The following is a 25,449-nucleotide window of genomic DNA, read 5'->3' as shown; positions in this document are numbered from 1 at the left end:
GGCGAAGGACGAGAACGACGCGAGGTACTCATGGACATGCTGACGATCGGCGCCTTCGCGAAGGCCTGCCGGCTGTCGCCGAAGGCCCTGCGCCTGTACGACGAGCTGCATCTGCTGCGCCCGGCCCGGGTGGACCCGCACACCGGGTACCGCTACTACACGGCGGGGCAGTTGGAGCGGGCCCGGCTCGTGGCGTGGCTGCGGCGGATCGGCATGCCGCTGGCGCTGATCCGCGAGGTGTGCGCCCGCCAGGAGCTCGACCCGGCCTCGGCGGCCGCGGAGGTCCGCGCCTACTGGGCGCGGGTCGAGGCCGAGACGGCGGTACGGCGGGACCTCGCCGCGTTCCTCGTCGGCCGTCTGTCGACCGCACGGGAGGACCCCGTCATGCTGGAACTCCGTTACGCCGCCCGCTCCGACCGGGGCCTGGTGCGCCCCGCCAACCAGGACGCCGCCCACGCGGGCCGCCGCGTGCTCGCGGTCGCCGACGGCTACGGCCCCGGCGGCGCGGGCGCCAGCGGCGCCGCCGTGCGCGCCCTGACCGCGCTGGACAGCGCCGAGATACCGGTGGGCGGGGTGCTGGACCTGCTGGAGGACGCGGTGCGCGAGGCGACCGAGGCGGTGCGGGAGGCGGCCGGCCCCGACGCACACGGCACCGACGCACACGGCACCGGCGGGTCCGGCACCGGCTCGGCCGGCTGCGACGGGTCCGGCACCGGCTCGGCCGGCTGCGGCGGGTCCGGCACCACGCTGACCGCCATGGTGTGGACGGGCTCCGCCCTCGCCCTGGCCCACATCGGCGACTCACGGGCCTATGTCCTGCGCGACGGCGCCCTGTTCCGCATCACTCACGACCACACCCTCGTGCAGTCCCTGCTGGACGAGGGCCGGCTCACGCCCGAGGAGGCGGAGACCCACCCCCGGCGGTTCCTGCTGCTGAAGTCCCTGTCCGCGGGCACCGGGCCGCTGCCGGACCTCCGCCTGCACGAGGCCCGCCCCGGCGACCGCTACCTGCTCTGCTCCGACGGCCTGTCCGCCGCCGTCCCCGAGGACGCCGTACGCCGCCTGCTGACCGACGCGGCCACCCCCGCCGACGCCGCCGACGCCCTGACGTACGCGGCGAACGAGGCGGGCGGCCCGGACAACGTCAGCTGCGTGATCGCGGACGTCCTGGCGCCCGCCGGCTGACCGGTGCCACAAGGCCCTTGAGCCGAGAGGCCGCACGGAGCGCCCACGGGGCGGGCGGTGAGCGGGGTCACTGGGTGGGGCCGGGCGCGGGGCGGTCGGGTCGGGTAGGAAGGGGGTGTCCGCCCCGGAGTCCGACGGCCGAACCCGACGAGGAGTGCCCGCGTGTCCTCTCTTCTCTTTCCCGCGCTCGCCCAGGGTCCGGGCGAGCACGTCGCCGTCCGGTTCGGCGACCGGTCGCTGACGTACGCGCAGCTCGCCGCCGCGGCCGGGGCCGTGGCGGCACAGGTGCGCGGCGCGGGCCGGGTCGCCCTGTGGGCGGCGCCCGAGCTGGAGACGGCGGTCGGCGCGGTGGGCGTACTGCTCGCCGGGCTGCCGCTGGTGCCGCTGAACCCGAGGTCCGGTGAGCGGGAACTGGCGCACATCCTGGCCGACAGCCGCCCGGAGGCCGTGCTCGCCGCGCCGGGCGCCGGACTGCCCCCGGCGCTGGACCGCCTGCGGCGCGTCGACGTCGGCACCGGCGCGCACGGCGGCGGGGCCCCCGCCCCGGGGGACACGGCCGGTGACGAGGAGCCCGCGCTGATCGTCTACACCTCCGGTACGACCGGTCCGCCCAAGGGCGCCGTCCTGCCGCGCCGTGCCGTCGCGGCGACGCTGGACGCGCTGGCCGACGCCTGGCGGTGGACGGACGCCGACGTGCTGGTGCACGCGCTGCCGCTGTTCCATGTGCACGGGCTGGTGCTCGGCGTGCTGGGGCCGCTGCGGCGCGGCGGCACCGTGCGCCACCTGGGACGGTTCAGCACCGAGGGCGTCGCACGCGAACTGGCCTCGGGCGCCACCATGCTGTTCGGGGTGCCCACGATGTACCACCGCATCGCCGAGGCGCTGCCCGGCGACCCGGAGCTGGCGACGGCGCTGGCGGGCGCGCGCCTGCTGGTGTCGGGGTCGGCGGCGCTGCCGCTGCACGACCACGAGCGGATCACGGCGGCCACCGGCCGGCGGGTGATCGAGCGGTACGGCATGACGGAGACCCTGATGAACACCAGTGTCCGCACCGGCGCCGAGGTCCGCGCCGGAACGGTCGGCCTGCCCCTGCCGGGTGTCGAGCTGCGCCTGGTGGAGGAGGACGGCTCCCCGGTCACCGCGTACGACGGGGAGAGCGTCGGAGAGGTCCAGGTGCGCGGCCCCAACCTGTTCACCGGGTACCTCAACCGGCCCGACGCGACCGCCGCCGCGTTCACCCCGGACGGCTTCTTCCGCACCGGCGACGTGGCGGTGCGCGAACCGGACGGCCAGGTCCGCCTCGTCGGGCGCAAGGCCACCGACCTCATCAAGAGCGGCGGCTACAAGACAGGAGCCGGTGAGATCGAGAACGCCCTGCTCGAACACCCGCAGGTGCGGGAGGCCGCGGTCACCGGGGAGCCGGACCCCGATCTCGGGGAACGGATCGTCGCCTGGATCGTCCCGGCGGACCCCGCCGCCCCGCCCGGCCTGGAGGAGCTGGCCGGGTACGTGGCGCGGCGCCTCGCCCCGCACAAGCGGCCGCGGGTCGTCCGCCACCTCGACGCCCTGCCACGCAACGAACTGGGCAAGGTCATGAAGCGGGCGCTGCCGTCGTGACCGGCGCGAGCGGCCCCGGGGGCCCCACGGGTCCCGGTGACCGAGGCCCCGCCGGCCCTGGCCCCGGTTCCCCCGGCCCCGGCGACCGCCTCGCCCCCGGTGGCGCCGGTGGCCCCCGGGGCGGCACCGGAGCGGCCGACCCGGCCGGCGCAAGGCAGGCAGCCGGCGCGGTCCGGGCAGCCGGTGCGGCCGGACGGCTCACCGCACGGCAGGTCATCGCCCTGGTCGCCGACGAGTTCACCGAACTGCCGCCGCCCGGGCACCCGTCCGCCCGCGGCACCGGGCCGCGTCCCCTGCCCGACGGGCCGCTCGCCTGGGACGGCTACGGCGCCGCCCTGGCGCGGGCCGCCGAGCGGACCGGCGAGCAGGAGTCCGTGGTGTGCGGCACGGCACGCGTCCAGGGCACGCCCGCCGTGCTGATCTCCTTCGAGTTCGGCTTCCTGGGCGGTTCCCTCGGCGAGCGCACCGGGGACCGCATCGAGGCGGCCTACGCGCACGCCCGCCGCCGCCGTCTGCCCGTCGTGCCGCTGATCGCGACGGGCGGCAGCCGGATGCAGGAGGGCATGATCGCCCTCACCCAGCTCCAGCGCGTGGCACGGCAGTCGGTGCTCGCCCGGGAGGCCGGGCTGGCGCAGGTCGCCGTCGTGCGCGACCCCACGACCGGCGGTGGCTGGGCCACCCTGGGCGCGGGCGCGGACGTGGTGCTGGCCCTGCCCGGCGCGCAGGTCGGCTTCGCCGGGTCCCGGGTCCGCCCGGCGGACGCCGACCCGGCCGCCTACACGGCCGAGGCGCAGGTGGCGGCCGGTGCGGTCGACGCCGTCGTCGCGCCGGAGGAGTTGCGCGACGTGCTGGGCCGCTGGCTGCGACTCCTCACGGCCTCCCGCCCGGCGGGCTCCGCACGGCATTCCTCCGCGCACTCCCCCGGGCCCGCGTCCGGGCGCTCCTCCGGACCCGCGTCCGCGCACTCCCCCGGGCCCGCGTCCGGGCATCCGTCCGGGGAGTCCGCCGAGGTCCCGGCGGGTCACCCGCCCGGAGAGTGCCGCGCCGACGCGCCCCGGGACTCTCCGAGAGGCCCGTACGGGGGGCCGGCCGGAGACCCGTCCGAAGGCTCCGGGCACCCGCCCGACGACGACTCACCCAACCACTCACCCGACACCTCTCGCGACGGCTTCCACGACGACTCCCCCGAGGCTTCCCCCGAGGCTTCCGCCGAGCCCGCTACCCCGCCCGCGCCGCTCGGCGCGCTCGGTCTCCCGGAGAGCGGCTGGGAGGCGGTGCGCCGGGCCCGCGCTCCGGAACGCCCCCGCGCTCAGGCCTACCTGGACGCCTACTTCACCGAGCGGGCGGCGATCAGCGGGGACCGCTGCGGCGGCACCGACCCGGGCATGCTGTGCGGCTTCGGCACGCACGACGGCCGTACGGTCGCCTACGCCGCCCAGTGCGGCACCGCGACCCGTCCGGCCGGCTACCGCACCGCCACCCGGCTGATCCGGCTCGCGGACCGGCTCGGCATCCCGGTGCTGACGCTGGTGGACACGCCGGGTGCCGCGAACGACGCCGAGGCGGAGCGGCAGGGCGCCGGTGCGGCGATCGCGGAGCTGTTCGCGGCGGTGGCGGGTGCCCGGACACCGGTGACCACGCTGGTGATCGGCGAAGGCGGTTCCGGCGGAGCGCTGGCGCTGGCCGCACCCGGCAACACCTGGGCCACACCGGACAGTTACTTCTCGGTCATCGCGCCCGAGCTCGCGGCCGCGATCCTCAAGCGGCCGGCCACGCAGATCCGGGCGACCGCCGGCCAACTCCGCCTCCGGCCACAGGACCTGGCGGCACTGGGCGTGAGCCGAACGGTGGATCGCCCGCTCCCCGGAACGAGCGGCCGCCGCCCGTGAAGGCCGACCGGGGTCCGCAGGGCGGCGGATGCCCCGCGCCCGGGCGGCGGGCCGCGGACCGCGGACGCCACGCGGAACGCACCCGCGATCCGTGAGGAGCGGCCGGACCGCCGGCATCCCCGCGGACACCCTCGCCGCCTCGTGCACGTCCACGTCCACGTCGGCATCGGCATCACCATCACCATCGCCATCGCCATCGCCATCGCCATCGCCATCGCCATCGCCATCGCCATCGGCCGACTGTCCTGAGCCGCGTCCGCGAAACGCCCCGGCGCACCCGGCCGGCGCCGCCTCCCCGTCCCGAGGAGGCGGTGCCCCGCGCCTCCCTCCGGCCTCCGTCCCGAGGGAGGGGCCCCGGCCGGGTGGTGCCCCCGTTCCGCGGCCTCACTCCGGTGGCCCGGTGATCTCCTGACCGGCACAGCCGCTCCGGCCGTCCCGGACCCGGCCCCGGGAAGACGCCCCGCCGGGACTCCCCAAGGGACTCCTGTTTGTTCCTCATTGCGAGGACACAGGGCAAATCAACCATTCGGCGGCACCCCGCCCGGCGCATCCCAGAAGGCGCCCGCACCCGCGCCCCGCACACGATGCGAGTACGGCCCGTCGCCCGGCGGGCCGTCACAGCGAGGCCCGCCAGTCGGGCGGCCCCACCGTCCGCGCTCTCGGGAGGACCCGCCAATGACCGCCAGTCTGGAGCAGTTGCGCCGCTGCCACTTCGCCGTCGACCTCGGCGCGGCCCGGACCCGGGTGTACGTCAAGGGGGCCGGCCTCGTCGTGGACCAGCCGTCCGCCGCCGCCGTCAACACCCGCACCGGCGCGCTGATCGCGGTCGGCGAGTTCGCTGAGAAGATGACCGGCCGCACCCCCAGCTACATCCGTGTGGTGCGGCCCGTCTCCGGCGGCACCGTGGTGGACATCGAGATGGCCCAGCGGATGCTGCGCCACCTGCTGGGCGACAAGATCCGCCGGTCGCTGCGGCGCAGGCCCCGGCTGCGGGCCGCCGCCTGCACCCCGCACGACGCCGACCCGCTCGCCCGCCGCGCCACCATCGAGACGCTGGTCGGCCTCGGCTCCCGCCGCGTCGAACTCGTCGACACCCTCATCGCCACCGCCGTCGGCTGCGGGCTCCCGGTCGAGCAGCCGGAGGCGACCATGGTGCTGGACTGCGGCGCCGCCGCCACCCAGGTCGCCGTGCTCTCGCTGGGCTCGATCGTCACCGCCGAGCGCATCCCGGTGGGGGGCGAGGCCGTCGACCACGCGATCGTGCAGCACCTCCGCCACGAGCACGAACTGATGCTGCCCAGCCAGTCGGTGCGGCCGCTCCAGCTCGCCCTCTCCGGCAACGGCCTGACCGCGCAGGGCCCCGCCTCCACGGAGATCCACGGCCGGGACGTCGCCACCGGCCTCGCCCGCTCCGTGCACGTCGACACCGCCGCCGTGCGGGACGCCATCCAGACCCCGCTCACGGCCGTCCTCGACGGCATCGGCAAGGTGCTGCGCGACTGCCCGCCCGACCTGGTCGCCGACCTCGCCGACCGCGGCATCATGATGGTCGGCGGCAGCGCCCTGCTGCCCGGCCTGGACCAGATGCTGCGGCAGGCCACCGGCATGCCGGTGCACATCGCCGAACGGCCCGACGTGTGCGCCGTGCAGGGCCTGGGCGCCATGCTGGAGGGCCGCATCCAGCCGCTGGAGCTGGACCCGCTGGCCGGCTGACGGCGCCGCCGCATGGCCGGGCCGTCCCCCTCCCGCCTGCCCTCCCGGGTACTCGACGCCGTCATCGCGGTCGGCACCGACCTCGACCTGCGCGGCACCCTCCGGCACATCGTGGACGGGGCCGCCCGGCTGACCGGGGCCGGCCGGGCCACGCTGTCCCTGACCGACCCGGCGCGGGACGGCCTCGGCGAGGTCCGTACCGCCCGGCCGCCGGCCCCGCCCGGGACGGCCGGCGTTCTCGACGTGCCCATCCGGGTGGGCGAGGAGGACTTCGGCCGACTGCACCTGGCCGGCAAGGCGGGCGGCGGCCCGTTCACGGCCGCCGACCGGCATCTGCTGTCCTTCCTCGCCGCCCAGGCCGGCATCGCCATCGGCAACGCCCGCCTGTACGAGGCCGCCCGGCAGCGCGAACGCTGGATCGAGGGCGCCGCCGCGGTCACCACCGCCCTGCTCACCGGCCGGGACGGCGACGACGCGCTGCGTATCGTCGCCGAACGCGCCCGCCTCCTCGCGGACGCCGCCGCGGGGGTCATCCTCCAGCCCACCCGGGAGGGCGGCATGGAGATCGTCACCGCCTCCGCGACCGACCGCCCCGGCCGCCCCGAGGGCTTCACGGCCGACGACGCCCGCGACGCTTCCGGTGCCTCCGGTGCCTCCGGTGATGCCGATGCCTCGGGTGCCGCCGGTGCCGCTGGTGCCGCCGACGACATCGTCGGTACGACCATCGCGCCGGGCAGCCCCGTGCTGGAGCAACTCCTCGGCGGGGAGCCGGTGTTCGTGGACGACTCGGCGACCGACCCGCGGATGACCACGCCGGTGCGGCACCGCTTCGGCCCCAGCATGATGCTGCCGCTCCAGTCCGGCGGCCGGCTGATCGGCACCCTCGCCCTCCCCCGCCGCCGCGGCGACCGCGCCTACACCTCCGTGGAGCGGCTCCTCGCCGTGCAGTTCGCCTCGCAGGCCGCCCTCGCCCTGGTGCTCGCCGACGCCCGCAAGAGCCGCGAGCGCCTCGCTGTCCTGGAGGACCGCGACCGCATCGCCCGGGACCTGCACGACCTCGTCGTCCAGCGGCTGTTCGCCACCGCGATGATGCTGGAGTCCGCCCGGCGGCGCGGCGAACCGGGTCCCGTCGACGAGGAACTGGGCCGGGCCGTGGACGAACTCCAGTCCACCATCCAGGAGGTCCGCACCGCGATCCTCGCGCTCCAGCAGCCGCCCGCCGACGCGCCGACCACGCTGCGCGGGCGGGTGCTGCGGGAGACGGCGGGGGCGGCGGCCGTGCTCGGCTTCGCGCCGTCCACCCGTTTCACCGGCCCGGTCGACAGCCGCGTACCGGACCGGACGGGCGGCCGTCTGGTGGCCGTGCTGCGGCGTGCCCTGGCCGAGGTCTCCCGCCGCCCGGACGTCTCCCGCGTCGAGGTCGCGGTCGACACCACGGTCACCCTGCCCGACGGCCGGCCGGGCGTCCGCCTCACGGTCGGCGACGACACCGCCCCCGACGCCCCGACCACCTGGGAGGGGCCGGTCTGAGGGCCGCGGGCCACGGTCCGGGCCGCCCGCCGGCCCGGCCGAAGCGGCCCTCCACGCAGTCCGCGGTGCGCTGGTCCCGCGGGGCGGAGAACATCGCCCCGGTGGGCCCGTGCTCGACGACGGCGCCGGGCGTGCCCTGCTCGGCGAGGAAGAACGCGCACTGGTCGCAGACCCGGGCGGCCTGCTGCGTGCTGATGGGTGACGATGACGGCGGTCACCTCGTGGGCCGGCTCCCTGACGGCCTCCTCGATGCGGCGGGTCGAGGTGGGGCCGAGGGCCGAGCAGGGCTCGTCCATGAGCAGCGCCCTGGGCCGCACCGCTTCGCGACCGGCTTCGCTCCCCGCCCCCGCGCGACCTGGAGAAACGCCACGAGGTGACGGCTTCTCAGCCGGTCGCCCCGCTCGCTCCGGGCGCCTCCGGGGCGGGTCGCGGCCCCCGCCGCTCCGCGCGGCGTACGGGCGAGCGCTTCAGCGGGCCGTGAGGCGCTCCCAGTTGCGGTGCCCGATGTCGGCCTTCTGCCCGTCGGTGAAGGGGGCGGTCTCCAGGAAGGAGCGGGCGACTCCGGCACTGGTGTCCACGAAGGGGAAGCCGGCGGGGCGGAACCCGTAGGTGAAGGGGTAGTCGGTCGAGTACAGCATCCGCTCGGTCCCCACGACCTCGGCCGTCCAGCGGAGGTAGCGGGGGCTGACGGTGCCGCTGCCCGCGATCCAGAAGTTCTGCCGGAAGTAGTCGGCGAGCGGCCGGTCCAGGCCGCCCGCGTCGGCGAAGAACCCGATGTGGTCGAGGTAGAAGAGCACGACCTCGCCCCAGTGGCCGGCGATCACCTGGAGGCCGGGGAACCGGTCGAAGACGCCGGAGAAGATCATCCGCAGGTACTGCAGGCCCAGGTCGTAGTACCAGCCGATCGCGGGCCCCGCCAGCGCGGTCCCGATGGGACCGAGGTCCGAGTAGTAGGCGTCGACGACGGCCTGCACGGGCATCTGGGGGTGGAAGTGGAGGGGGACCCGCAGCCGCTCCGCCGCGGCGTACACCTCGTCGTACCCGGGGTCGTCGGCGAGCCGGGACCCGGTGCGCCCGTAGAGCATGGCGCCGGGGAAGCCCAGTTCGGTGACGGCCCGCTCCAGCTCCGCGGCCGCGGCGGACGGTGACTGCGTCGGAACCGCCGCGAACGCCTGGAACCGGTCGGGGCGACCCGCCACGACCTCGGCGAGCTGGTCGTTGGCGTCGCGGGCCACGGCGACCGCGTCCGAGTCGGGCAGGTTCTGCACCCCCGGTGCCGATATCGACAGCACCGCCACGTCCACCCCCTGGTCGTCCATGTGCGCGAGCCGCGTCTCCGCGGTGTCGCGCAGCCGCCGGGCGACCGGGCTGTCACCGAACCCCAGGTTCGGCAGCTCCGGCGCTCCGGAGCGCGACCACGCGTCCGTGATCGCGGGCAGGACGACGTGTTCCTCCAGGGCGACGATCCGCAGTCGGTCGGTCATGCGACGCTCCTCCATGAGTGCTGTTTCCAGTGGAACCATACAGACCGTACCATCGATACTATCGACGGTATCACCGTTGAGGTATCGTTGATTCATGGCGTCACGCGCAAGGAACAGAACCGCTGCCGGTCCCGACACCGGCACCGTCGGCACTGGCCCCGCCGGCACCGGCACCACCGGCACCGGCACCGGCACCGCCGACACCGCGGCCGTCGACCGCGAACGAACCCGGCAGCGGGTCATCGAGGCCGCCATCGGCCTGCTGGCGCAAGGCGGCCGCGAGGCGGTGACCACCCGCGCCGTCGCCGATGCGGCCGGCCTCCAGCCGCCGGCCCTCTACCGGCTGTTCGGCGACAAGGACGGGCTGCTCGACGCCGTGGCGGAGCACGGCTTCACCGCGTTTCTCGCCACCAAGCGCGTCGACCCCGCCCCGCAGGACCTCATCGAGGACCTGCGAACCGGCTGGGACCTCGCGGTCGAGTTCGGCCTGACCAATCCCGCGCTGTACACGCTGATGTACAGCGAGCCCGCGAGGAGCAGCTCGGCGGCCTTCAGGGCCGGTCTGGAGATCCTGCGGGGCCGCGTCCGGCGCCTCGCCGCCGGCGGCTGGCTCCGCGTCGACGAGGAGCTCGCGGTCCAGATCATCCACGCCACGGCCCGCGGCGCGGTGCTCACCTGGCTGTCCCTGCCCGAGGACCGGCGCGACCCGGCCCTGCTCACCACACTGCGGGAGTCCATGGTCGCCGCCGTCACCAGCCGGCAGCCGGCCGTCCAGGAGCCGGGCCCCGCAGGCGCCGCCCGCGCACTGCAGGCCGCACTGCCCGAGCACACCTCGCTCAGCACCGCCGAGCGGCACCTGCTGAAGGAGTGGCTCAACCGCCTCGCCACCGACGGGTGAGGCGCGGCCACCGCCCCGCCCCCGAGGAGCGGCTGACCGCCGTTCATCTGCTGCGTGCCGTCGCCTTCGCCCGCGGGCCCGGTCTTCCCTGGCACCGTGTCCGGCCGGCCGTCGCCGACGCCGTCGCCGACGACCCGGACCGCACGTACGGCGACCGGGACATCGCCGACCTGCTCAGCTCCCCGCTCGGCGGTTACCTCACCACCGACATCGCGGACAACGTCACCGTCCACCGGCTCTTCCACGACAGTCTGCGCACCACCTTGCGAGAACGCCGGCGTGACCTTCTCACCACGGCGGGCGCCATGGCGGGCGCGCGCACCGTGCCCACCGCCCGGCCCCGGACAGCGCGCTGAGCACCACCGGCCCGGGCCGGGAAGGAGACGGTGGTCACAGATCCGTCCTTGGGCGACCGCCCGGTTCCTACACTCATCAGGTGAACGACTACGCATGCACCTACTGCGGCACCGTCGGTCTGGCCGAGGGCTTCATCGAGGACACAGGCGACAGCTCGCGCGGGTACGCGCGCTGGATCGAAGGGGCGCTGCAGCGGGGGATCTTCGGGGGCGCCAAGCGGCTGGGCCGGCCCCGGCGGCAGATCGAGGCGTTCCGCTGCCCCAAGTGCGGACACCTCGAACTGTTCGCCACCGGCGCGGTGTAGCGAGCCCCGTCGTCCCGAGGTGACCGCGCGGGCCGGAGACGAGTCGGCGCAAGGGCGCGCGTACCGCCCTGCCGCAGACCACCAGGCCGCCCCGGCCGGTGTCCGGGACGGCCGCGGCGTTCGCCCGGTGGCCGACCGGACGTCAGGAGACGACGTCCACCAGTACCTTGCCGACCGCGCCGCTCTCCACCGCTCGGTGCGCGTCGGCGGTACGGTCGAGGGAAAAGCGGAGCAGCGGCAGGCCGTGCTCCTCGCCGACCGGCAGGGCGCCGCCGCGGACGGCGGCGGCGACGTCCTGGACGGCCGCCGCGCGTGCCTCCGGACCGGCCGTGAACAGCACGAGGAACTGAAAGCGCGTGTTCAGCACCATGTTCTGCAACACGTCCAGTTCGACCGGCTTGCCACCGTCGTTGGCGTAGGTCGCGATCGTGCCGCGCGTCCGCAGCACGTCCAGGTCCAGTGCGAGGTTGGCGCCGAGCGCCACCTCGGCGACGATGTCCACGCCGTCCGGGGCGATCTCGCGGATCTCGGCGGCCGGGTCGCCCTCGCGGTAGTTGACCACGTGGTGGGCCCCGGCGGCGGTGGCCAGCCGCGCCTTCTCCGGGCCGCTGACCGTGCTGATGACGGTGGCACCGGCCCATCGGGCGAGCTGGATCACTGCGTGCCCCACCGCCCCGGCCCCGCCTGCGGCGAGCACCACCCTGCCGTCAAGTGCCCCGGGCTGCAGACGGCTCGGCCCGCCCTCGGCGACGGTGAGTGCGCGGTGTGCGGTGAGCGCGGGGACGCCCAGTGAGGCGCCGGCGTCGAACCCGATCCGGTCGGGCAGCGGCACGGCCCGGTCGGCGGGCACGACGGTGAACTCGGCTGCGGTGCCGGTGGGCCGCCCGGCGGCGGCCATGAACAGCCAGACCCGCTGGCCGATCCTGCCCTGGTCGACCCCCTCGCCGACGGCGTCGATCGTGCCGGCGCCGTCGAGGTGCGGGGTGATCTCGGGGAAGTGCTTGGGGTGGGCGACCCCGGAGCGGGCCTGCCAGTCGGTCGGGTTGACCCCGGACACGGCGACCCGGACGCGAACCTCGCCGGGGCCGGGGTCGGGCAGGTCGCGGTCGACGAGCCGCAGGACGTCGGGGGTGCCGTTGTCGCGGTAGATGATGGCCTTCATGATCCGTCCTCAGGGGTTCTTGCGGGTGTGGTCGCGGCCCGGTTCGTCCGGTCCGGTCGGCCGAGGGGAATCTCGCCGGAGCGGGACTCGACGGCATCGAGGGTGGCGAGGGTCGCGGCGTCCAGGGTGATCGCGCCGACCGCCATGTTGGCCTCCAGGTGGGCGGCGTCGGCCGTGCCGGGGATGAGCAGCACGTTCGGGGCACGGTGCAGCAGCCAGGCGAGGCCGACCTGGGAGGGTGTGACGCCCAGGGACACGGCCACGGCCTGCACGGCCGGCTCGTCGGCCGTCCTGGGCAGGCCCGGGACGGCCCCGCCGAGCGGGAAGAACGGCACCCAGGCGATGCCCTCGGCCTCGCACAGCCGCAGCATGTCCTCGTCCTCGCGGGAGACGAGACTGTACGCGTTCTGCACGCAGACGATGCCGGCCGGCAGGGCGCGGCGCAGGCCGTCGGGGGTGACGCCGCTCAGGCCGATCGCGCCGATCTTGCCCTCGTCGCGCAGGGCGGTCATCACCGCGAGCTGGTCGTCGAGGTCGACGACCTGGTCGCCCTCGGGACGCAGCCCGGGGCCGGTGTCCAGGCGGCGGAGGTTGACGACCGGGAGCCGGTCGACGCGCAGGCTGCGCAGGTTGTCCTCGACGCTCGCGCGCAGTTGCCCGGGCCGCTGTGCCAGGCGCAGCGGCAGGCGCCCGCCGGGGTCGGGGTCGGCGCCGACCTTCGTGACGACCAGGACGCCGTCCCCGGGGCGCAGCGCCTCGCGGATCACGTCGTTGGCGAAGCCGAAGCCGTAGAACTCGGCGGTGTCCACGTGGTCGACGCCCAGCTCGACCGCGCGGCGCAACAGCGCGACGGCGTCGCCGCGGCGGTCGCGCAGGCGCTCGAGCTGCAGGGCGCCGTAGCCGATCCGGAATACGGTGCGGGCGGCTAACGAAGCGGTCGCGGTGGTCATGACGCGGTCTCCTCGGTCGGTGATCGCAAGGCGGTGTACAGCAGTTCGGCCTGGTAGAGCGCCATGACCCGGTGGGCGATCGCCGTGGCGCGCTCCCGGGCCTCGGCCGGTTCGTGGTGCTCGGCCTTGACCAGCCACGCCGTGACGCAGTCGTGCAGCATCGCGCGCATCCGGTCGGTCATGTCGACGACGATGTCGCGGATGGCCGGGTCGGTGGTGGCCTCACCCCAGGTCTGCACGCCGACCCGGGCCTCGGCCGGGTCGATCGCGGCGGTCAGGCGGGAGAGCAGTTCGTCGGGGTCGGGCGGGGTGTCGCCCGCGGCGTACTCGCCGAGGACGTCGGCGCGTCGGGCGAGCACCTCGCGGGCGGCGGCCCGCACCAGGTCGGCCTTGTTGCGGTAGTGCGCATAGATCGAGCCGGCCGAGAGGCCGGACTCGGCGGTGATGTCGGCGATCGAGGTCCGCTCCAGGCCGTTGCGGCCGAAGCAGCGTACGGCGGCCTCGGCGATCTGGGTACGCCGGAGTTCCCTGCGCGCGTCGGTGAGCCGCGGCACCACACCTCCACAAAAAGAATACGGGTTCTGCTTGTGGGCACACTAACAGAACAGCTGTTTCCTTTGTGGCGGGTGAGTCGCACACGAACAGGAAGTCACGGCCCGTTACCGGCGCCTGCGCGCACTCGACGAAGCCCGCGAGCTGGTGACCGACGGCGCGCTGGACGTGGGCCTTCTTGCGGACAAGAGCAAGTACCGGCCCACGAGCACAGCCGACGCCGCCCCCGACACCGGAGCGCATGAGTGACCGTCGCCGACTACCTCATCGACACCTCCGCGCTGATGAACGGCGCGAACAGTCCACCTAATTGACCGTGCGGTGGGCCTGTCGCCGCTGCGCCAGCCAGCGACGGCCCGCCACAGCGGCCAGCACGTGTGCCGCGAAACCGACGGCGACGATCACGAGCCCGACGCGCGCACTGATCCACAGGTGCACCACGATGCCAGCCGACAACAGCAGCCAGAACATGATCCGGAAGGCGCGGTTCATCCGCAGAGACCGCCTCAACGCGCGGTCTCCGGTCGCACAGCATGGACGTACCGCAGCCACGGATACACATCACCGCGACCGCGGACGGCGAATCCTGCCTGCGCCGCGAGGCCGTCGAGTTCGTCGACCGGGTTGTGCTCCATCGCCGGGCCGGTCAGCGCGCCCACCAGGTGCCGGACCACCCTGCTGCGCGGCGGCCGGAAGTCCGCGAGCAGCAGTCGCCCCCCGGGGCGCAGCACCCGGAACATCTCGTCCATCGCGGCGGGCCGAAGTTCTGCGGGGATGTGGTGGATGGCCAGGCTCGTGACCACCACGTCGAAGGAGGCGTCCGGCGCCTGCAGGGCCTCAGCGACACCCGTCTCGTACGCACAGGCAGCCCCGTGGCTCTTCTTGCGCGCGTACTCGATCACGGTGGGCGAGGGGTCGACGCCCACCGCCTGACCGGCCGGGCCCACCGCCTTCGCGACCAACCGGGTCAGGTAGCCGGTACCGCACCCCACGTCCAGCACCCGGTCACCGGGCCGGGCGCCGCTGAGCTCCACCAGTCGTGTGTAGGCCCGGCGCCTCCGGCCTGCGAAGAACACTTCGACGAACGCCTCGTAGGTACGAGCCGGACCGATCGTCCGGCCCGGCGTGTCCGCATGTGGCGCGCCGTGCAGAAGTCGCCCGAGAGCCATCATCAACCCCTAACTTAGTTCCGACTAAGAACGACCACAGCTTAGTCATGACTAAGTTGTGGGTGCAATGGGGCTACGATGCCGAGGTGACCGACATCCGAACCGACCACCGCGAGGGCAAGGCGCGCACCCGGCTCAACTCCGCCGAGCGGCGGGAGTCGATCCTGGCCGCGGCCCTTGAGGTGTTCTCCGAGTCGGGCTACCGGCGGGGGAAGGTCTCGGAGGTCGCCGCCCGGCTCGGGGTGAGCGAGCCGGTGGTCTTCCAGAACTTCGGCTCCAAGTCAGCCCTCTACGCCGCTGTTCTGGAACGGGCCGTCGGCGCTGTGCGCGGCGCTCTCGTCGAGCAGGCCGACCAGGGAACACCCGTACCGGAGCTGCTCGCGACGTTTCTGGATCCCGGTCACATGGAACGCTTCCACGCCCCCGGCTCACTCGGATTCCTGTTCTCCGACGCCACCTCACTCACCGCCGAACCCGGCGTCGAGCGCGCCGCGCGCGCGGCTCTGCGGCAGCTCGCCGACGCGTTCGCCGAGCTGATCGGCCACGGTCAGCGCGAGGGCGGCATCCGTAGCGACCTCGACCCGCTCGCCGGTGCATGGTGGCTGATGTCGATCGTGTCCGCGCGCGCTTTCCGCGCCGCGGTCGTGGACGATCAACTCGAACTCGAGGCCCGGATCACCGGCATGACCCTGGACGCCCTGACCCCCCCGTCTGAAGCCGGCACCCGCTGACCGGCCCCGCCCAGCGAGTCGCTGCGACAGGCGTCGTGCCCAGTGTCACTCGTCGGCGGAACGCGACCTGGACACCGGGAAGGCAGCTTCCACGAAGCGGCGATCTGATCGGACAGCTTGCACCTGGAGCACGTCCGCCTCTCCCCCCCCCACGGCCACAGGCGCACTGCGCACATCTGAACCGCGCCGCCTCTGACGGACCGTTCAGCTCGGGGGCTGCTTTCCAGAACACTCATCAGGGCGCCTGAACCTGCTGCCAGCACGTGGTCGGCATGACCGCCGAGGAGATCAGGCAAGCCCGCGACATCGTCACGTGGCCGGGCATCGACGAGGGCAAGCCGGAGCCCGGCGCGAAGAGCCCGGCCCGCAAAGCGGCGAAGAACTACCTGACCGGCCCCGAGCTCCGGAAGCTGGATCGACTCGTCGGCCGGCTGTGCCTCCGAGCCGAGGACATCGCCGAAGACGACGTGCATCTCTCCCTGCCTCAGTGGCAGAGCCTCGTCGAGGTGGAGCTGACAACGGCCACCCGCCAGCTCGCGGCCTGACCAATTCCCCACGGCCTCCACTGCCTTCGGGCAGTGAAGGCCCTTTCGTCATGCGCAGGGTGATCAGCGGAGGGCGGGGATGTTCCCGGTCTTCCAGTCGTCGACTCTCCTGCGGATGCTGGACACCATCGGGAGCCCGTCCACCTCTGCGGGCGTGAACCACCGGACATCGGTGGACTCGTCGGACACCTCAAGCCGCCCTGCAACGGGGCGAGCCAGGAAGCAGATGGAGAACTCCTGCCGCACCTCGCCGTCGTCGTAGGCGAAGACGTGGCCGGGGTTGCTGTAGGTGCCCACGATGCCGATCACCTCGACATCGATCCCGGTCTCTTCGCGCGTCTCCCGGGCGGCGCAGCCAGGAAGGGATTCGCCGATGTTCATCGCGCCGCCGGGCAGTGCCCACATCCCGTTGTCCGCCCGACGTTGGAGCAGCAGGCGGCCGTCGTCGTCGACGACGATGACGGAGGCTGCCGGGACCAGGCTGTTCGCCGCCGGGGCGTCCGGGTCGTCCTCGTAGTCACGCCTGCCCATGGGGTTCCTTCCATTCCCACACCGGGGTACCGCGGTGCCACAGTTCTTCGACGTGCGAGGCGAACCGGTCGAACATGCCGTCCTTCTGGTGCCTGCGCAAGTGCATGGTGGGCGCATCGTGGCCGACCCGGTGCGTGAGGAGCGGAGTCACGATCATGTCGTCGTCGAACCGGAAGACGCTCAAGTGGGTGTGCCCGTCGCTGTGGCGGGCGTCGATACCAGGCTCAGCGCGGATCTTGTCCAGCTCTGCGAGCGTGACTCGGATGCGCGTGGACAGCGTGAGCGGCACGTCCTCGTCTTGCCCGGACCTCGTCCGGTCTCGCCTCCCGGCCAAGAAGCCCGCCGATCAGGACCAGGCTGGAGCCCGCCCCTCGATATACAGTGGAGCAGGTATACTGATATACATCGCCGTATACACAGGGAGCCGCAATGAGCCGAACCGTCATCGACCTCGACGACGAGGCACTGGAGGCAGCCGCCAGGGAACTCGGCACCACCACCAAGCGCGACACGATCAACACCGCCCTGCGCGAGGTTACCGCTCGCTACCGGCGCCTGCGCGCACTCGAGGACTCCCGGCAACTGGTGGCCGACGGAGCCCTGGACATCAACATCCTCCTGGACAAGAGCCAGTACCGGCCGTGACCGTCGCCGACTACCTCATCGACACCTCCGCCCTCGCCCGCGTCCTTCTCGCCCAGAACACGGCCGAGTGGGACGACAGGATCGCCGCCGGCCTCGTCGCGATCTGCGACCTCACGGAACTTGAGGTCCTCTACTCCGCTCGCTCTTCCGCGGACCGCGCTCGGCTGAAGGCGGCACTCGACGCCCACTACGTCTGGTGTCCGATGCCGGACGGCATCTACCGCCGCTCCCGCGTGGTCCAGGAGCGGCTCACCGCGAAGGGGGAACACCGCAGCGCGGGCCCGGTCGACCTCCTCGTCGCAGCCGCCGCCGAAGAAGCGGGCCTCACCCTGCTCCACTACGACCGCGACTTCGAAACCATCGCCCGGACCACGGGACAGCCAGTACGCACGATCGACCTCAGACAGTGATCCTTTTCCAACCTGACATGGAAGCGTGGGTAAGGGCGAGGACCGGTTTCGACAATCGCTGTGGCGCGGTTGGCGCTGCGGCAGACCCTCAGCAGGCGCCGGGCCTCGAGGGTGACGCCTGCGGCCGGCACAGTGGATCCTGGCGCGAGCGCCGACACACAGGCCGTCGCCCGCGGAAGGGGGCGCGGTCGGGCAGCCCGCTCCTTGGGGCGCCTTGTCCGCCCAGCATCTGATCCCGGCATCGCAACGCCCGGGCCCGGTCGCGCTCGCGCTGCCCCGGCTCCCGCTGCCCGCCCCGCAGCAGCCGAAGCACTGGCCGCGCTGAGTGCGCTGGCCTCTCGGGACGTCCTGGCGGATTCGCTGGACGCGACGGCGGACGAGGCCGCGCGCGACCTGGACCCTCCGCATCTGTACGCCTGGTGTCATCTGCGCGATGCGAAGCGGGTGTTCACGCTGTCGCGGATCCACGGTGTGATGCCCCCCGCATACCGCGGTCGGCGGGCCGGGGGATGCGGGGGCGCTCGTACCCAGCTGTAGTGGACCGCCCGGCTGCTGCCGCTGCACCACTCGAACCAGCCATGCCGCTCTGCATGCACCTCCAGGCCCTCGCGTCCACTATGCGTCCACTGGATCTTGGAGCACGGAGCCGCGAGGTGGCTTCCAGCGCACCCGATCGCTCGCATCACTGCAGGTAGGGGCCATGCCTGGATCTGTCAGGTCACTCTCTCCGGCTTCCAACTGCGCCCCTGAGCAGCGGATTCTCTCCGTTGAGTCAGAGTTCCTTCTCTCCCTGCCAGGAAGAGACGTTTCCGCAGTTCAGAGGCCTGAACTGGTGGGGCGGGTGGGACTCGAACCCACGGCCGACGGATTATGAGTCCGCTGCTCTAACCGGCTGAGCTACCGCCCCATAGCGGCGTGTCGCGTACATGTGTGCGCGCCGTCTGCCGCAGCATAGCCGCTCATACGATCTCCTGCTCCGGATGGTCGGCTTCGTGCGGCCTTCGTGACCATGAAGACTCCGCCGGGCTCCCGGCGGTTCCACCAGCCAGAACCGGACGTGGGAGCGGGCGTTCAACCGGGCACCGGACCGGGCGGGGGCCGGGCGGGGGCCGGGCAGCGAACCCGGGGACGGAGCCGGGTCGCGCGGACCGGCGCGGAGCCGGGCGGCGGGGCGGGAGTGCCGGCCGGCGCGGAGCCGGGCGGGAAGCGGACGGGGGTCCGGGCGGGCGGCGGGCGGGACGGGCGTGGGGCGGGCATGAAAAAGGACCCCGCCGGGGTCCTCGTTCATCGCGCTCCCCCGACTGGACTCGAACCAGTAACCTGCCGGTTAACAGCCGGCTGCTCTGCCAATTGAGCTACGGAGGACCGAGCTCCCCCGACTGGACTCGAACCAGTAACCTGCCGGTTAACAGCCGGCTGCTCTGCCAATTGAGCTACGGAGGAATGCCTCGTTGCATCGAACGTACCCGCCTGGGTATCCGCCAGGGGGCGCCCGCTCGCTGCGACACATACATTAGCGCAAGCAGGGGGGTGCTCCGCCAATCGGTACTCCCCCACGACGGAAGGGTGTCTCCGCCATGCGCTACAAGCTCACGTTCGTCGCCGGACTGGCGCTGGGTTACGTCCTCGGTACGCGGGCCGGTCGTGAGCGCTACGAGAAGCTGAAGGACTCCGCCCGCGGAATCGCGCAGAACCCTGCCGTCCGCAACACCGCCGAGAGCGCGGCCCAGCAGGGCCGCCAGTTCGCGGGACGGGCCTACCACGCGGTCAGCGAACGCGTCGGCGAGCGGGTCCCGGAGTCGGTGGCCCATCGCGTACGCCATCTCCGGGACCGCGACGGCGTCTTCCCCGAGGACGACGACTGGGGCACCAGCAACACCTGACCGTCGCCGCCGGACGGCTCCCCCGGCCGACGGCGACGTCCGTGCCCTCGGTCCGGCCGCGTGTCCCGTGCGGGCACGCGGCGCTTCCGGGGGCGCGCTCACCGGCCGGTGCCGGCACCGCACGGCGGACCGGCGCCCCGTGCAGGGACACCGCCCGTCCTCCGGTACGGCAAAATCTCCTGCATGGGGATAGTCGCCGGGTTGGACAGCTCACCCGATTTCACGCGCATCGTCGTCTGTGACGCGGACACCGGGTCCGTACTGAGGCAGGGCTACGCACCGCACCCACTGGAGAGCGCGGAGGACACGCGCCCCAGCGACGTGGACCCGCAGGCCTGGCTGCTCTCCCTGGGCGAGGCGGCGGGCGGCGGGCTGCTGGAGGGCGTGCAGGCCATCGGCGTGTCCGCGCAGGCCAACGCGGTGGTGCCGCTGGACGCGCAGGGCGCCACGGTGCGCCCGGCGATGACCGGCGGCGACAAGCGCGCCCAGGTCGCGGCCGCCGACCTGATCGACGCGCTCGGAGGCCGGGAGGCCTGGTCGCAGGCCGTCGGCTGCGTTCCCACCGCCGCGCAGGCCGTCACCAAGCTGCGCTGGCTGCAGAAGAGCGAGCCGGACAACGCCCGCCGCACCGCCGTCCTGCTGCAGGCCCACGACTGGCTGGTCTGGCAGCTGCTGGGCCGGCCGGTGCGCCGCACCACCGACCGCGGAGGAGCGTCCGGGACCGGCTACTGGTCGGCGGCCGGCGGCGCCTACCGGCCCGACCTGGTCGAGATGGCACTCGGCCACCAGGCCATGCTGCCGGAGGTGATCGGCCCGTCCGAGGCGGCCGGTACCACTCCCGAGGGCCTGCTGATCTCCGCCGGGACCGGCGAGACCATGGCCGCGGCGTTCGGCCTCGGCGTCGGGCTCGGCGACGCGGTGGTGTCGCTGGGGGCGTCCGGCTCGGTGATGGCCGTGCACCCCGAGCCGCTGCACGACGGCACCGGCATGATCACCTCGCTGGCCGACGCGACCGGCATGCACCTGCCCGTGGTGACCACCCTGAACGCCGTACGGGCCCTGCGCGGCACCGCCGAACTGCTCGGCCTGCCCGACCTGGAGACCCTGTCCGACCTGGCGATGAAGTCCACCCCGGGCTCGCACGGGCTGGTGCTGCTGCCCTACCTGGAGGGTGAGCGCACCCCGCACCTGCCGCACACCGCGGGGACCCTCGCGGGCCTCAGGCGCGAGGCGATGCGGCCGGAGCATCTGGCACGGGCCGCGTTCGAGGGCATGCTGTGCGGGCTCGCGGACGCGCTGGACGTGCTGCGCGGGCGGGGCGTGGAGGTGCGGCGGATCTTCCTGCTGGGTGCGGCCGCCGAACTGTCCGCGGTGCAGGCGGCGGCGCCGCCGCTGTTCGGGGCGCGGGTCGTGGTGCCGCAGCCGGCCGACTACGCCGCGATCGGCGCGGCCCGCCAGGCCGCCTGGGCGCTCGGCGTCTCGCAGGGCACGCTCGATCCGCGCACCCCGCCGGCCTGGCGGGGCGCGGCCGCCCAGGTGCTCGACCCGGGCGAGGACCTGGCCGTGGGACAGGCGGTGCGCCAGCAGTACGTGTCGGTGCGGGAGCAGACGCACCCGGGGGCGTTCCGCGCCTGACCGGTCGCGGCCCGCGGGGTGCCCGTCGCCCCGCCGTGCCCGGAGTCCCGGCGTCCGGTGCCCCGGACGCGGCGGGGCCGGGCGCCGGGCGGGTGTGCGGCACGCAGGCCACGCGGGCGGGGCACGCAGGCCGCGCGGGTGCGGCACGCAGGCGGCACGGGTGCGGCACGCAGGCCGCGCGGGTGCGGCACGGAGACCGCGCGGGTGCGGCACGGAGACCGCGCGGGTGCGGCACTGGTGCGGCACGGGTGCGGCGCGGGCGGGGGACGGTCACCCGCCTGTTGGGTTAATCGGTTGAGGTAACACGGGTGGGGTGTCCGACGATAGGGGCCAGGGGCAACCAAAGCCTTCTTGCCGACCACCGTCGCCGACCGACCCGTGCGACCGACTCGTCCGTCCGACCGACCGACTCGTCCGACCGACCGACCCAGCCGACCGCTCCAGCCCGCCGTCCCAGCCAATCGCTCCCGCCGACCGATCCAGCCGCCCCCTTCGCCGACGCCCGAGAGAAGCGACGTGCTCATACGACTTCTGCGGACCTACCTCAGGCCGTACCGAAAACCCATCGCCCTCGTGGTGCTGCTGCAGTTCCTGCAGACCAGCGCCACCCTCTATCTGCCGACGCTCAACGCGGACATCATCGACAACGGTGTCGTGCGCGGGGACGCCGGCTACATCCTCAGCTTCGGCGCCCTCATGATCGCGATCTCGCTGGTGCAGGTCGCGTGCAATGTCGGCGCGGTCTACTTCGGCGCCCGTACCGCGTCCGCGCTCGGCCGGGACCTGCGTGCGGCGGTGTTCGGCCGGGTGCAGTCGTTCTCCGCGCGTGAGGTCGGCCACTTCGGCGCCCCGTCGCTGATCACCCGGACCACGAACGACGTCCAGCAGGTGCAGATGCTGGCGCTGATGGCGTTCACGCTGCTGGCGTCGGCGCCGATCATGTGTGTCGGCGGCATCGTGATGGCGCTCGGCCTGGACGTGCCGCTGTCGGCGGTGCTGGTCGCCGTGGTGCCGGTGCTGGGCATCTGCGTGACGCTGATCGTGCGGGCGCTGCGGCCGCTGTTCCGCACCATGCAGCAGCGGCTGGACACGGTGAACCGGGTGCTGCGCGAGCAGATCACCGGCAACCGCGTGATCCGCGCGTTCGTCCGCGACACCTACGAGCAGCAGCGGTTCGGGCAGGCCAACACCGAGCTGACCGACGTGTCGCTGAGCGCGGGGCGGCTGCTCGCGCTGATGTTCCCCATCGTCATGACGGTGGTGAACCTGTCGTCGATCGCGGTGGTGTGGTTCGGCGCGCACCGCATCGACAGCGGCGGCATGCAGATCGGTGACCTGACGGCGTTCCTCGCCTATCTGATGCAGATCGTGATGTCCGTGATGATGGCCACCTTCATGTTCATGATGGTGCCGCGGGCGGAGGTGTGCGCCGAGCGCATCCAGGAGGTGCTGGGCACCGAGAGCAGCGTGGTGCCGCCGGTGGACCCGGTGCGGGAGCTGCGCCGGCACGGCCATCTGGAGATCCGCGGCGCCGGGTTCCGCTACCCGGGAGCGGAGGAGCCCGTCCTGAGGAACGTGGACCTGGTGGCCCGCCCCGGCGAGACCACGGCCGTGATCGGCTCGACCGGCAGCGGCAAGTCCACGCTGCTGGGTCTGGTGCCCCGGCTGTTCGACGCCACCGACGGCCGGGTGCTGGTCGACGGGGAGGACGTGGCCGGGGTGGACCCGCGGCTGCTGGCCCGGGTCGTCGGGATGGTGCCGCAGAAGCCGTACCTGTTCGCGGGCACGGTCGCGACCAACCTGCGCTACGGCAACCCGGACGCGACCGACGCGGAGCTGTGGCACGCGCTGGAGGTGGCGCAGGCCCGGGAGTTCGTGGCCGCGCTGGAGGGCGGGCTCGACGCGCCGATCGCGCAGGGCGGCACGAACGTCTCGGGCGGTCAGCGGCAGCGGCTGGCGATCGCCCGGACGCTGGTGCAGCGCCCGGAGATCTACCTGTTCGACGACTCCTTCTCGGCGCTCGACTACGCCACCGACGCCGCGCTGCGGGCCGCGCTCGGCCGGGAGACGGCCGACGCGACCGTGGTGATCGTCGCGCAGCGGGTGGCGACCATCCGCGACGCGGACCGGATCATCGTCCTCGACGAGGGCCGGGTGGTCGGCACCGGCCGGCATCACGAGCTGATGGCGGGCAACGAGACGTACCGGGAGATCGTGCTCTCCCAGCTGACGGAAGCGGAGGCTGCCTGATGGCCGGTCCGATGGGGCGGATGATGGCCCAGGGCGGCCCCGACCAGCGCTCGCTGGACTTCAAGGCGTCCTCGAAGCGGCTGGTGGCGCGGTTCCGGCCGGAGCGGCTGACCATCGCCGGGCTGCTGCTGTGCGTGCTGGTCAGCGTGGGTCTGTCGGTGGCGGGTCCGAAGATCCTCGGCCGGGCCACCGACCTGGTGTTCGCAGGCCTGGTCGGCCGGCGGATGGAGAGCGGCCCGAGCCGGGAGCAGGCCCTCGCGGCCATGCGCGAACGCGGTGACGGGGACGTCGCCGACATGCTGGGCGGCACCGACTTCACCCCGGGCCAGGGCATCGACTTCACCGCGGTGGGGCACGTGCTGCTGGCCGCGCTGGCGGTGTTCACGGCCGCCGGGCTGCTGATGGCCGTGGCGACACGGCTGGTGAACCGGGCGGTCAACCGCACCGTGTTCCGGATGCGCGAGGACGTACAGGGCAAGCTGTCCCGGCTGCCGCTGTCGTACTTCGACCGGCGTCAGCGCGGGGAGGTGCTCAGCCGTGCCACCAACGACATCGACAACATCGGCCAGACGCTGCAGCAGTCGATGGGCCAGCTGATCAACTCGGTGCTCACCATCATCGGCGTGCTGGCGATGATGTTCTGGGTGTCCTGGGTGCTGGCGCTGGTGGCGCTGGTCACCGTGCCGCTGTCGTTCGTGGTGGCGACCCGGGTCGGCAAGCGGTCGCAGCCGCACTTCGTGCAGCAGTGGCGCACCACCGGTCAGCTGAACGCGCACATCGAGGAGATGTACACCGGTCATACGCTGGTGAAGGTGTTCGGGCGGCAGGAGGAGTCGGCGCGGCAGTTCGCCGAGCAGAACGACGCGCTGTACGAGGCCGGGTTCAGGGCGCAGTTCAACAGCGGGGTGATGCAGCCGCTGATGATGTTCGTGTCGAACCTGAACTACGTGCTGGTCGCGGTCGTCGGCGGGCTGCGGGTGGCGTCCGGGACGCTGTCGATCGGTGACGTGCAGGCGTTCATCCAGTACTCGCGCCAGTTCTCCATGCCGCTGACGCAGGTCGCGTCGATGGCGAACCTGGTGCAGTCCGGGGTGGCGTCCGCGGAGCGGGTCTTCGAACTCCTCGACGCGGAGGAGCAGTCGGCGGACCCGGTGCCCGGCGTGCGGCCGGAGGAGCTGCGCGGGCGGGTGGCGCTGGAGAAGGTGTCGTTCCGCTACGACCCGGAGAAGCCGCTCATCGAGGACCTGTCGCTGACGGTGGAACCGGGCCGTACGGTCGCGATCGTCGGGCCGACCGGGGCGGGCAAGACCACGCTGGTCAACCTGCTCATGCGGTTCTACGAGGTGTCGGGCGGGCGGATCACCCTCGACGGGGTCGACATCGCCGCGATGTCCCGCGACGAGCTGCGCTCCGGGATCGGCATGGTGCTGCAGGACACCTGGCTGTTCGGCGGCACGATCGCGGAGAACATCGCGTACGGGGCGTCCCGCGAGGTCACCCGGGGCGAGATCGAGGAGGCCGCGCGGGCCGCGCACGCCGACCGGTTCGTGCGGACCCTGCCGGACGGCTACGACACGGTGATCGACGACGACGGCGCGGGGGTGAGCGCCGGTGAGAAGCAGCTGATCACCATCGCCCGCGCGTTCCTGTCCGACCCGGTCATCCTGGTGCTGGACGAGGCGACGTCCTCGGTGGACACCCGTACCGAGGTGCTGATCCAGAAGGCGATGGCGAAACTCGCGCACGGGCGGACGTCGTTCGTGATCGCGCACCGGCTGTCGACGATCCGGGACGCCGACACGATCCTGGTGATGGAGAACGGCTCGATCGTCGAACAGGGCTCGCACACCGAGCTGCTGGCGGCGGGCGGCGCGTACGCGCGGCTGTACGCGGCGCAGTTCGCGCAGGCGGTCGCCGAGGTGGACTGAGGCGGGTCCGGGAGGGGCCGCGGGAGGGCCCCGGCCGGCCTGTGGCTCCGCGGCGGGGCCGCGGCCGGCGGCCCCTCCCCC

General features: G+C 73.5%; 24 protein-coding genes and 3 tRNA genes. 16 read left to right on the top strand and 11 right to left on the bottom strand.

Going from position 1 to position 25,449, the window contains the following annotated elements:
• The first annotated feature begins 30 nt into the window (after positions 1 to 30).
• From AC5K6T_RS03815 to AC5K6T_RS03795, 5 genes are all read left to right on the top strand, one after another.
• Positions 31 to 1,185, top strand: a complete 1,155-nt coding sequence (locus tag AC5K6T_RS03815; protein WP_493205608.1) for a MerR family transcriptional regulator — start codon at positions 31 to 33, stop codon at positions 1,183 to 1,185.
• Positions 1,186 to 1,347: 162 nt separating this feature from the next.
• Positions 1,348 to 2,802 (top strand): acyl-CoA synthetase, encoded by a 1,455-nt coding sequence (locus tag AC5K6T_RS03810; protein WP_493205606.1) that lies wholly within the window; start codon positions 1,348 to 1,350, stop codon positions 2,800 to 2,802.
• 215 nt (positions 2,803 to 3,017) lie between these two features.
• A complete protein-coding gene (locus tag AC5K6T_RS03805) occupies positions 3,018 to 4,691 on the top strand; it encodes a carboxyl transferase domain-containing protein (protein ID WP_493207316.1) in 1,674 nt (557 codons plus the stop codon).
• A gap of 675 nt (positions 4,692 to 5,366) precedes the next feature.
• Positions 5,367 to 6,404 carry a rod shape-determining protein gene (locus AC5K6T_RS03800; protein ID WP_493205604.1) on the top strand — a complete coding sequence of 346 codons (1,038 nt, stop codon included), beginning with the start codon at positions 5,367 to 5,369 and terminating at the stop codon, positions 6,402 to 6,404.
• A gap of 12 nt (positions 6,405 to 6,416) precedes the next feature.
• Complete coding sequence (locus tag AC5K6T_RS03795; protein ID WP_493205603.1) at positions 6,417 to 7,934, top strand: GAF domain-containing sensor histidine kinase; 1,518 nt, start codon at positions 6,417 to 6,419, stop codon at positions 7,932 to 7,934.
• A 467-nt stretch (positions 7,935 to 8,401) separates the two neighbouring features.
• On the opposite strand, the gene AC5K6T_RS03790 is transcribed toward AC5K6T_RS03795, so the two are convergent.
• Entirely contained in the window at positions 8,402 to 9,418 is a 1,017-nt protein-coding gene (locus tag AC5K6T_RS03790) for an amidohydrolase family protein (RefSeq protein WP_493205601.1), read from the bottom strand.
• A 94-nt stretch (positions 9,419 to 9,512) separates the two neighbouring features.
• On the opposite strand from AC5K6T_RS03790, the gene AC5K6T_RS03785 reads away from it, so the two are divergent.
• The 3 genes from AC5K6T_RS03785 to AC5K6T_RS03775 all read left to right on the top strand — a co-directional run bounded on the left by AC5K6T_RS03785 (position 9,513) and on the right by AC5K6T_RS03775 (position 10,977).
• The gene (locus AC5K6T_RS03785; protein ID WP_493205599.1) at positions 9,513 to 10,316 is read left to right on the top strand and encodes a TetR/AcrR family transcriptional regulator; all 804 of its coding nucleotides are present in this window, start codon (positions 9,513 to 9,515) and stop codon (positions 10,314 to 10,316) included.
• Entirely contained in the window at positions 10,313 to 10,672 is a 360-nt protein-coding gene (locus AC5K6T_RS03780; protein WP_493205597.1) for a hypothetical protein, read from the top strand. Before AC5K6T_RS03785 ends, AC5K6T_RS03780 begins: the two co-directional genes overlap by 4 nt.
• Positions 10,673 to 10,752: 80 nt before the next feature.
• Positions 10,753 to 10,977, top strand: coding sequence for a hypothetical protein (locus AC5K6T_RS03775; RefSeq protein WP_493205595.1), 225 nt, complete (start codon positions 10,753 to 10,755; stop codon positions 10,975 to 10,977).
• 142 nt (positions 10,978 to 11,119) lie between these two features.
• Here the strand turns inward: AC5K6T_RS03775 and AC5K6T_RS03770 are convergent, their stop codons facing one another.
• The 5 genes from AC5K6T_RS03770 to AC5K6T_RS03750 form a co-directional block, all read right to left on the bottom strand.
• The gene (locus AC5K6T_RS03770; RefSeq protein WP_493205593.1) at positions 11,120 to 12,139 is read right to left on the bottom strand and encodes an NADPH:quinone reductase; all 1,020 of its coding nucleotides are present in this window, start codon (positions 12,137 to 12,139) and stop codon (positions 11,120 to 11,122) included.
• The gene (locus AC5K6T_RS03765; RefSeq protein WP_493205591.1) at positions 12,136 to 13,089 is read right to left on the bottom strand and encodes an aldo/keto reductase; all 954 of its coding nucleotides are present in this window, start codon (positions 13,087 to 13,089) and stop codon (positions 12,136 to 12,138) included. The genes AC5K6T_RS03770 and AC5K6T_RS03765 overlap by 4 nt, the downstream gene beginning before the upstream one ends.
• On the bottom strand, positions 13,086 to 13,643 hold the full coding sequence (locus AC5K6T_RS03760) for a TetR/AcrR family transcriptional regulator (protein ID WP_493205589.1): 558 nt from the start codon (positions 13,641 to 13,643) through the stop codon (positions 13,086 to 13,088). The genes AC5K6T_RS03765 and AC5K6T_RS03760 overlap by 4 nt, the downstream gene beginning before the upstream one ends.
• A 304-nt stretch (positions 13,644 to 13,947) precedes the next feature.
• On the bottom strand, positions 13,948 to 14,133 hold the full coding sequence (locus AC5K6T_RS03755) for a hypothetical protein (protein ID WP_493205587.1): 186 nt from the start codon (positions 14,131 to 14,133) through the stop codon (positions 13,948 to 13,950).
• Positions 14,134 to 14,147: 14 nt separating this feature from the next.
• On the bottom strand, positions 14,148 to 14,813 hold the full coding sequence (locus AC5K6T_RS03750; protein WP_493205585.1) for a class I SAM-dependent methyltransferase: 666 nt from the start codon (positions 14,811 to 14,813) through the stop codon (positions 14,148 to 14,150).
• Positions 14,814 to 14,896: 83 nt separating this feature from the next.
• Here AC5K6T_RS03750 and AC5K6T_RS03745 point away from each other — a divergent pair, with 83 nt between their 5' ends.
• Together AC5K6T_RS03745 and AC5K6T_RS03740 are read left to right on the top strand one after the other, a co-directional pair.
• Positions 14,897 to 15,541, top strand: a complete 645-nt coding sequence (locus AC5K6T_RS03745) for a TetR/AcrR family transcriptional regulator (RefSeq protein WP_493205583.1) — start codon at positions 14,897 to 14,899, stop codon at positions 15,539 to 15,541.
• A gap of 263 nt (positions 15,542 to 15,804) precedes the next feature.
• Positions 15,805 to 16,086 carry a hypothetical protein gene (locus tag AC5K6T_RS03740; protein WP_493205581.1) on the top strand — a complete coding sequence of 94 codons (282 nt, stop codon included), beginning with the start codon at positions 15,805 to 15,807 and terminating at the stop codon, positions 16,084 to 16,086.
• Positions 16,087 to 16,149: 63 nt separating this feature from the next.
• Here AC5K6T_RS03740 and AC5K6T_RS03735 read toward each other — a convergent pair whose 3' ends face one another.
• A complete protein-coding gene (locus AC5K6T_RS03735; protein ID WP_493205579.1) occupies positions 16,150 to 16,617 on the bottom strand; it encodes an NUDIX hydrolase in 468 nt (155 codons plus the stop codon).
• Complete coding sequence (locus AC5K6T_RS03730) at positions 16,604 to 16,906, bottom strand: hypothetical protein (RefSeq protein ID WP_493205577.1); 303 nt, start codon at positions 16,904 to 16,906, stop codon at positions 16,604 to 16,606. Before AC5K6T_RS03730 ends, AC5K6T_RS03735 begins: the two co-directional genes overlap by 14 nt.
• 140 nt (positions 16,907 to 17,046) lie before the next feature.
• Between AC5K6T_RS03730 and AC5K6T_RS03725 the strand changes: the two genes are divergently transcribed.
• Both AC5K6T_RS03725 and AC5K6T_RS03720 read left to right on the top strand, forming a co-directional pair.
• Positions 17,047 to 17,262, top strand: coding sequence for a type II toxin-antitoxin system VapB family antitoxin (locus tag AC5K6T_RS03725; RefSeq protein WP_018889935.1), 216 nt, complete (start codon positions 17,047 to 17,049; stop codon positions 17,260 to 17,262).
• A complete protein-coding gene (locus tag AC5K6T_RS03720) occupies positions 17,259 to 17,672 on the top strand; it encodes a PIN domain nuclease (protein ID WP_493205575.1) in 414 nt (137 codons plus the stop codon). Before AC5K6T_RS03725 ends, AC5K6T_RS03720 begins: the two co-directional genes overlap by 4 nt.
• A gap of 830 nt (positions 17,673 to 18,502) precedes the next feature.
• On the opposite strand, the gene AC5K6T_RS03715 is transcribed toward AC5K6T_RS03720, so the two are convergent.
• The 3 genes from AC5K6T_RS03715 to AC5K6T_RS03705 all read right to left on the bottom strand — a co-directional run bounded on the left by AC5K6T_RS03715 (position 18,503) and on the right by AC5K6T_RS03705 (position 19,115).
• Positions 18,503 to 18,579, bottom strand: a tRNA-Ile gene (locus tag AC5K6T_RS03715).
• Positions 18,580 to 18,964: 385 nt separating this feature from the next.
• Positions 18,965 to 19,037, bottom strand: a tRNA-Asn gene (locus tag AC5K6T_RS03710).
• Between the two features lie 5 nt (positions 19,038 to 19,042).
• Positions 19,043 to 19,115 (bottom strand) — tRNA-Asn (locus AC5K6T_RS03705).
• Between the two features lie 134 nt (positions 19,116 to 19,249).
• Between AC5K6T_RS03705 and AC5K6T_RS03700 the strand changes: the two genes are divergently transcribed.
• The 4 genes from AC5K6T_RS03700 (at position 19,250) to AC5K6T_RS03685 (ending at position 25,368) form a co-directional block, all read left to right on the top strand.
• Positions 19,250 to 19,555: a YtxH domain-containing protein gene (locus AC5K6T_RS03700; RefSeq protein ID WP_493205573.1), complete on the top strand. Its 306-nt coding sequence runs from the start codon at positions 19,250 to 19,252 to the stop codon at positions 19,553 to 19,555.
• A 183-nt stretch (positions 19,556 to 19,738) separates the two neighbouring features.
• Positions 19,739 to 21,190 carry a xylulokinase gene (locus AC5K6T_RS03695; RefSeq protein WP_493205571.1) on the top strand — a complete coding sequence of 484 codons (1,452 nt, stop codon included), beginning with the start codon at positions 19,739 to 19,741 and terminating at the stop codon, positions 21,188 to 21,190.
• 516 nt (positions 21,191 to 21,706) lie between these two features.
• Positions 21,707 to 23,440, top strand: coding sequence for an ABC transporter ATP-binding protein (locus tag AC5K6T_RS03690; RefSeq protein ID WP_493205569.1), 1,734 nt, complete (start codon positions 21,707 to 21,709; stop codon positions 23,438 to 23,440).
• The gene (locus tag AC5K6T_RS03685) at positions 23,440 to 25,368 is read left to right on the top strand and encodes an ABC transporter ATP-binding protein (RefSeq protein ID WP_493205567.1); all 1,929 of its coding nucleotides are present in this window, start codon (positions 23,440 to 23,442) and stop codon (positions 25,366 to 25,368) included. Before AC5K6T_RS03690 ends, AC5K6T_RS03685 begins: the two co-directional genes overlap by 1 nt.
• Positions 25,369 to 25,449: the final 81 nt, after the last annotated feature.

Source organism: Streptomyces sp. B8-7 (assembly GCF_058833805.1).
The sequence above is the reverse complement of the archived record's forward strand: the minus strand, read 5'-3'. Positions and strand labels throughout refer to the sequence as shown.

Excerpts from the sequence above, each read along its gene's own strand:
- AC5K6T_RS03800 (WP_493205604.1), top strand. The coding sequence starts at position 5,367 with ATGACCGCCAGTCTGGAGCAGTTGCGCCGCTGCCACTTCGCCGTCGAC.
- AC5K6T_RS03765 (WP_493205591.1), bottom strand. The coding sequence starts at position 13,089 with ATGACCACCGCGACCGCTTCGTTAGCCGCCCGCACCGTATTCCGGATC.
- AC5K6T_RS03735 (WP_493205579.1), bottom strand. The coding sequence starts at position 16,617 with ATGGGCAGGCGTGACTACGAGGACGACCCGGACGCCCCGGCGGCGAAC.
- AC5K6T_RS03700 (WP_493205573.1), top strand. The coding sequence starts at position 19,250 with ATGCGCTACAAGCTCACGTTCGTCGCCGGACTGGCGCTGGGTTACGTC.
- AC5K6T_RS03795 (WP_493205603.1), top strand. The coding sequence starts at position 6,417 with ATGGCCGGGCCGTCCCCCTCCCGCCTGCCCTCCCGGGTACTCGACGCC.
- AC5K6T_RS03790 (WP_493205601.1), bottom strand. The coding sequence starts at position 9,418 with ATGACCGACCGACTGCGGATCGTCGCCCTGGAGGAACACGTCGTCCTG.
- AC5K6T_RS03770 (WP_493205593.1), bottom strand. The coding sequence starts at position 12,139 with ATGAAGGCCATCATCTACCGCGACAACGGCACCCCCGACGTCCTGCGG.
- AC5K6T_RS03685 (WP_493205567.1), top strand. The coding sequence starts at position 23,440 with ATGGCCGGTCCGATGGGGCGGATGATGGCCCAGGGCGGCCCCGACCAG.
- AC5K6T_RS03785 (WP_493205599.1), top strand. The coding sequence starts at position 9,513 with ATGGCGTCACGCGCAAGGAACAGAACCGCTGCCGGTCCCGACACCGGC.
- AC5K6T_RS03750 (WP_493205585.1), bottom strand. The coding sequence starts at position 14,813 with ATGATGGCTCTCGGGCGACTTCTGCACGGCGCGCCACATGCGGACACG.
- AC5K6T_RS03695 (WP_493205571.1), top strand. The coding sequence starts at position 19,739 with ATGGGGATAGTCGCCGGGTTGGACAGCTCACCCGATTTCACGCGCATC.
- AC5K6T_RS03725 (WP_018889935.1), top strand. The coding sequence starts at position 17,047 with ATGAGCCGAACCGTCATCGACCTCGACGACGAGGCACTGGAGGCAGCC.
- AC5K6T_RS03815 (WP_493205608.1), top strand. The coding sequence starts at position 31 with ATGGACATGCTGACGATCGGCGCCTTCGCGAAGGCCTGCCGGCTGTCG.
- AC5K6T_RS03755 (WP_493205587.1), bottom strand. The coding sequence starts at position 14,133 with ATGAACCGCGCCTTCCGGATCATGTTCTGGCTGCTGTTGTCGGCTGGC.